Below are 6,521 nucleotides of genomic sequence, written 5' to 3'. Positions count from 1 at the left end.
ATAGAAACTAATACTAAAGACTCACTAGATGAACAAATATTAGAATTGAAAAGAGTTATAAAAACAACCGAACAACAAATTAAATCTTACAATCTTGACGAAGTAGTTAAAGATATTGAAAGCTTTATTCAAAAGACCATGAACGACATAGGTGACAAGTTTGACTTTGAAAGTGATTACAAGCCAATCAATCTTAACTTCTCTTTGAAAACGTTTGACATCTGGCATGAGCCGAGAGATGAAAAGAATAAGAAGATTTTTCTACGTTCTATGGGGAGTGGAGCGAACTGGTTATATACGCACTTAGCGTTGTTTTTAAGTTTTCAAGCATTGTTTTGTAAGTTAAAGGATACTTGTTCAATACCTCCTATTCTTTTTATTGATCAACCTACACAGGTCTATTTTCCTAATGTGACGTCAGATAATGATGAAACATTTAACGCAAGTAATATGGTAGGGAGTAACGATGTTAGCGATAAAATTGATCATGATATAAATAGTGTTGAAACATTTTTTAACGAAATAATCTCGTTTTGTGAAAATATGAGCAATGAATTTGGTATAGAACCACAGATCGTCATAATAGATCATGCGGATAATCTTGAATTAAGTGGTGAAAGGAAGTTTGAAGATTATGTTCAAGCTCGATGGCGCTCTAGAGGTTTTATAGAGTGTGATTGACCAAGAGGAGCCTCTCAAGGATTTCTATCTTTAATAACTTTATAGAACAGTTTTTGTTAAGAATGAAAATTGTACAAGGTGATATTCGTTCCCTATGTGTTGGACTCAAAGCAAAATTAAGGGGCGAATAGTCTTGTCGTCTCAGTTATCGGACGAGAAGGTTGCAGAATTGAAATCTTCTATGTAACAAGCTCTTCGAAGTGGTCAGCCTCTATTTTTTCTAGTAATAGATTTGATATAGGCTGTCGTGTTGCTTCTCCAACCTTAGCGAGCAAAACACCATAAAAAAGTAGTGCAAATACTACTTGAACAAGTAATGTCATTGGCATAATTTTTCAATGCTAAAGTTAAAAAGCCTACATTTAAAAGTAGGCTTTTATCTGGTTTGGTGATATCACATCAATTTTCCCGTTATTTAACAGTAGATTGCTTTATTTTATTCAATAACTGAGTAAGTGCTGGGTTACTCTCTGCTTGAAAGCCAATTTGTCGAATAAACGCTAGTTGACTGTCAACTTTGCGCTTTAACACTTCATTCTCTGCTTCGAGTTTATTTATTCGCTCGTAAATATCGATATCTGATTTAGTGAATTTAATGAACTCTTTTGTAGGTTTACCCCTTAGTTCCTGCTTCTTAATATCATAGGCACTTTTGATACTGTTATAGGTGTTGAGGGTTTGTCGAGTCGTTTTAATGTTTAACTCTGCTTCAATTCGCTCTATCAAGAGTTGCCAAGTTAGTTTAGTTTTCCAAGCTTGGATCAAAGTTTCAATTTTACGTATTTTTTGCGTACTGAGTGATGGTGCGGCCATGATTTATTTCCACCCTAAAGCTTCTATTGCATCGTTCAAAGGATTATCGGGTTGTACAGGTTGTTTTTCTTCAAGCGCCTTACTAAGTGCCTCGTTTGGGTCAGGGAGTGTCAAGATGCGCTTTTCAACGATACGATGCTCTAGATCAGTAATTCGGATTTCCTGATTGTGAACTAATAGGCGAATAAGTGAACCCGCTTTGATGTTGGTACTTTTCATGAGTTCAATTAACTCTTTAAGGATAGATGTATTTCGTTGATGCGTGACGAACCATTTTTGCATGGCCTTGCTGGTTCTAAAGTTTTGTCGACTTTTGATTTCATTCAAGCGAAAGTTTTGTACCGTTAAGTCTTTTTCAAGAAGTTTAATCGCCTTTTCATCACGATTGACATGGCAAGAGTCAGGGCATAGTGGGCACTGGGTAACAAAGTCATTTAAAAATTCACATGGTGAATAAACTAAATCCTGGGTACAAAAACCTGTTGCGGTTGCGGCGGCGGCAGTTTTCGTTAGCTCATCATACTCTTGCTGTGAAACAACCTTGATACTTATATCTTCATCTGAATCATTAAACAATATGTCGGAGATTTCACTAGATCTTTCAGCATGAGTGCGGTGAGTGTAGTGTAAAAGCTGTTCAGGGGACTTGCGTCCCGACCACAGGTTGATGATGGCATGCGGTACGCCATGACGCTCAGCAGTGTCGTCCATCCAATGACGAAACTGATTCGGTGTAATATAGAAATCATCGGAAAATCTATGCCTAGTGAAGATCGTACTTTTCAATTTTCCTTTTTGATTATTTTGTAGCTCAGTTGAGAATATTTCACCTAATGCTGTTAAGGGGGCTAGTCCATAAAAACTCCCAGCTGCACTATATGTTGGTTTTGAAGTATAAATTTGTTTACCCGTGAAGCAAAAGAGTGCATGTTTGTATTTAATTTTTCCGCGCTTGCTGTTGTTATGACCTGTAGGGAAGCTTGGAATGTTCTTGTAAATATGTTCTATCCATTTATTTTGAAAATCTTGCACAGAGACAACTTTACGACCGAATATCTGACTGATGTGTTTTTTTTGTAAAGTTATCCCGAGTATATGGATACTGAGTTTTTCTGAAATTATTAACTCATCTTCTATTTGTAATTGTGATATGTCCTTATGGTAATAGGTCGCATGTTTACTCCTTTTAGCCCCGTTTGTGCTTTGGCTAACTGCGACTTTTCCATCAATATGGTCGTAAAAACCTAATATAAAACCCAGATTTATCAAATGGATAGGTTTATCTAACTCTACTTTTGCTTTGAGGAGCAGTTCTTTTGAGGGAGTAAAATCACCAAGTAGTTTACTTAGAGCTTGAGTTGGATTTTCATAAAATCGCGCTAGGACTCGGCCTGGCTCACAAATTTTATTGAAATAATTTAAACAACGATTAATAGGCTCTGCCATGCTATTGAGAATATGATTGTTATAATCTTCATAGCCTTTTGAACCTTGCCAGTTTAAGTAATGTACGTTTCTATCACTTCCTTTCAAAGTTTTATGAGATACTTTTTTCAATGTCTGTTTGGCTAAAACAGTCTGCTCAGCATCTACTCTATTCGGTGACCCCATAGCCAATGCCGCCATCGCACAGACAAAAGCATCACGCTGTGATTTAAGAGGATGAGTATCCCAACTTTTAGGTTCTGGTGAAATGGTGTCATAAGTGATAGCCCCTAGAGCCATCAATACTTTGCTATCTGGTAATAGTCTTTTTCTGTGATCGATGATCTCGCTACCAACCAGCTTTTTTGTTTTGAAGGAAGGCAGTTTTATGGTTGAAGGAATAAAAGCGTTATCTTTAAGCCACTTGCCAAACTGTGTAAACTTTTCTGGAGAACCTAATTTATTAACTATTATTGCTAAAGAGTTTGTATTCAGATTTGCAGGGTTATCATCAAGTAATCCCAAAAATTGTCTTGCAGCTAGTTGCAAGGCTATTTTGTGAGTATTAGATGCATTATAAGCGTTTACAGTGATGGTATACGCCATCACTAAATGTCGAAGATGTGACTCAAGTAATTGAGATGATGAATACCTTTTACTAAAGCTAGGAGACTTAACGGAGCTATTTATAAAATAGTAATGGATTTTACCCTGCGGAGTATTAAATCGCCAAGCAGCATCCTGCCAACTAGCAGTTTCTCCTAGTTGATTCGTCAACCCAACTAATGGTAACTGTTGTAAGGCTTTTATGTGATTAATTTGATTGTTAATGTATCTATTCAAACTAGACATCTAATACCCCTTTTTCAGCGATATTGAGTTCCTCGCACGTTTCGATTGTAGCTTGAATATAGAGAATAATAGTTCTTAATCTTTTTAGCGTTGCCTTATCAGCGTCCATCGCTTTGTTTATCTCATACTTATGTATGGCTTTTTCCAAATAACGCTGATGATCAGCCTCTTGATGTGGTCTAAAGTTGTCGCAAGGATAGCAACCTAGAGGCGCTCCGAGTTTTGACTTACAACTAGTACAACTTATATGGTTGTTCAGAATACCAATTTCGGTATCAAACTCATCTTTAACAACAAATCCCTCTTGGCGCTGTATGTCTTGTACAGAAACTTGCCCAAACCTATTAAGTATTTGATTTTTAGCCATTTTTTCATCAATGTCTAACCTTGCATCAAATGACAAGTCGATGTAAGGTTTTACAGCTTGCTCAGTCACGCCAGTAATCTTCGCGAGATAAGGTGAAGATAAACCGTTAATCGCCCCTTGCGTAAGTACAAAGTGACGTATTCTATTGTTGTTAAACTTAAGGTTATCACTATCTATACGTTCACTATTAAAATTTAATTTTTGAGTGTATTTCTGAATATTTGTTCTCAAAGTTGACGCTAATTTATGAAATGCATCTGAGTTTGAACCGATGGCTTTGAATAATTCAGATTTAGATCGAAATGGTGCGGAGAATAAAGACTGATCAAAAAATATCGGACAGCGCAACATTATGGTATTAATTTCTACTTTAGACAGCTTTATACCTTTTTCTTCAAGCTTTAATGTCAGCGTTTTTTCGTAATTTTTTCGATATAGCAGTACGAGTGTTGATAATTCTGGGATTAGTATATGTGATGTGGTTTCAGCAAAGCCGCGAAATGTTCCTTCCTTTCCCTTAAAAGTTCGTACATGTAGTTTTTCAACATCGCTAAAGAGAGGCTCTTCTATTGGGTTAGTTTCATTCACACGTTGATCACTGAAACGTTCGCCAATGGGAAGAAAATCAGACCATTTCATCATTCTTAGCTGGGAAGGACGTCTGACAAGCGCATTCATTAGCTGACAGGCAATCAGTATACCAAATTGATTGAGTTTAGAAGGAGTCAATACGTTTTTTTGTAGTTTGTAAAGCTGTGTGTCTGTCGCAAAGCGAAAGGCATCCTTTATCGATTTATATTCGAAGTCGGTGTATGTTCCTTTTTCAGGGTCGAAGATAGCTCGCTTGTATTCTACTTTTTGATTTGACGTGAACCTAGCTAACTCCATAAAACGAGAGATTTCTGCTTCTACCCCTTTGGTAATAGCATGCTTGAATTTCTTTTTGTCAGTTTCTTTAAGGTTTGGCCAAATCAATTTCAAGCTATTTATAGTCAAGCTGCCGTTGACTTTTTTTAAAGTGTGTATATGGTTTTTTACCGTATTAGGACAAAGTGTTTGTGCTGAAAATGCCAATAGTTCACGGATATCTATAAATGTTTGTTCATCAAAATTGCACGTATACATCCATTCAAGACAAAGATAGTCTTTTGTGTCAAGTTGCCATCTATCATCAAATATATCAAAGATATAAGAGTTGTTTCTCGCTCGGTAAATAATCTGGCCTTGGTAGCGCCCTTTTAACTCATTGATCTGATCTTTCGTTATCATCAGAACCTCCTGTGAGGTTAATAAAACCACCTTGCCGTATTTCAGATAGTTCTTGTGCTTTGAGAGCAAGCTTAAAATCATTATATATAGCCGCCATTTTGCTGTCCTCAGACCAACTCATAGCATATTTTCGAATATCTTCAATTTGCTCCGCCGTGTAGCCCATCTTGGTCGCATTAGTATCAAAGATCTCGTTCCATTTATATCTAAATAAATGTGGGTAAAGATGAAATTTCAATGTATTGGATAATTTTCCAACCACTTTATATATTGAATTTAGTGTTAAAGGCTTGCCTGCACATTTTCCTTTCTCAGAAATAAAAACAAAGTCATGTAATGATGCTTCTGAGAATTTACTTCGTTCATTTTCAATGTAATTTTTGAGCAACTTAAGTGTATTCTTACTTATTGCAGATGCATGTGCTTTAGTTTTTTGCGATGGCTTCTTTTTTCTTTGGTCAGTAGGATCGTTTGGTGTCCGAGTAATTAAAATATGGGGCTTTGACCAATCCATTTTTATATCACTAATCTTTAATTTGGCTAATGCACCTTCACGTATACCAGTATCATTGAAAAGCAATATGATAAGCTGATTACGGAGGCGTGATCCCTTGAAAGGGTTTTCATTCGACCATGGTTTAATAATTTCCAGCATTTTGAAGTATATATCATCGGGAATGGCAGATTCATACGGATCGTTTACCTCATTGTTTTGCTCTTTAATTTTTCTAATATCGGCTTTAACAGTTCGTTTGAGATCAGAAAATGCAATAGAAATAGATTCTAAAGGATTATTTGCAAAATGGAATGTGTTGTATAGGTATTCAACATAAGTTATGAATTGTTTAAGACGAAGCTTAGCAGTATTAGCAGATACTCTAGCCTCAGTGTTTTTTGTTGAGTGAATTAAATTACTTAATTGCTTATCAGAATAATATGCAAAGCTAACAACATTATTATCATCTGAATTTAAATCAGACTTAAACATGCAATTCCGCTTAAAATCCGAATACTCTTCTTTTGATAAGTATTTTCCATCGGAAACTCTCTGCGCCAAATCAATATTTTTTGAACAAAAGTATCTATAGATGAATAGTAGGATTTTTGCGTATGT

At 36.0% G+C, this 6,521-nt stretch carries 5 protein-coding genes; 1 reads left to right on the top strand and 4 read right to left on the bottom strand.

Going from position 1 to position 6,521, the window contains the following annotated elements:
- A partial coding sequence (locus AACU59_RS02305; protein ID WP_161437702.1) for a DUF3732 domain-containing protein occupies positions 1-681 on the top strand: 681 nt, incomplete at its 5' end.
- Positions 682-1,092: 411 nt separating this feature from the next.
- Here the strand turns inward: AACU59_RS02305 and AACU59_RS02300 are convergent.
- The 4 genes from AACU59_RS02300 to AACU59_RS02285 form a co-directional block, all read right to left on the bottom strand.
- A complete protein-coding gene (locus AACU59_RS02300) occupies positions 1,093-1,494 on the bottom strand; it encodes a hypothetical protein (RefSeq protein ID WP_161437701.1) in 402 nt (133 codons plus the stop codon).
- A gap of 3 nt (positions 1,495-1,497) precedes the next feature.
- Positions 1,498-3,771 (bottom strand): hypothetical protein, encoded by a 2,274-nt coding sequence (locus AACU59_RS02295; protein WP_161437700.1) that lies wholly within the window; start codon positions 3,769-3,771, stop codon positions 1,498-1,500.
- Positions 3,764-5,407, bottom strand: a complete 1,644-nt coding sequence (locus AACU59_RS02290) for a hypothetical protein (protein WP_161437699.1) — start codon at positions 5,405-5,407, stop codon at positions 3,764-3,766. Before AACU59_RS02290 ends, AACU59_RS02295 begins: the two co-directional genes overlap by 8 nt.
- Positions 5,382-6,521 (bottom strand): site-specific integrase (locus AACU59_RS02285; protein ID WP_237666608.1); only part of this gene is annotated, 1,140 nt, incomplete at its 5' end. The genes AACU59_RS02290 and AACU59_RS02285, both read right to left, overlap by 26 nt.

Source organism: Vibrio sp. V23_P3S9T160 (genome assembly GCF_963886625.1).
Taxonomy (GTDB): domain Bacteria; phylum Pseudomonadota; class Gammaproteobacteria; order Enterobacterales; family Vibrionaceae; genus Vibrio; species Vibrio anguillarum.
Note: the sequence above shows the minus strand (reverse complement) of the source record. Positions and strands in the feature narration are given on the sequence as shown.

Excerpts from the sequence above, each read along its gene's own strand:
- AACU59_RS02300 (WP_161437701.1), bottom strand. The coding sequence starts at position 1,494 with ATGGCCGCACCATCACTCAGTACGCAAAAAATACGTAAAATTGAAACT.
- AACU59_RS02295 (WP_161437700.1), bottom strand. The coding sequence starts at position 3,771 with ATGTCTAGTTTGAATAGATACATTAACAATCAAATTAATCACATAAAA.
- AACU59_RS02290 (WP_161437699.1), bottom strand. The coding sequence starts at position 5,407 with ATGATAACGAAAGATCAGATCAATGAGTTAAAAGGGCGCTACCAAGGC.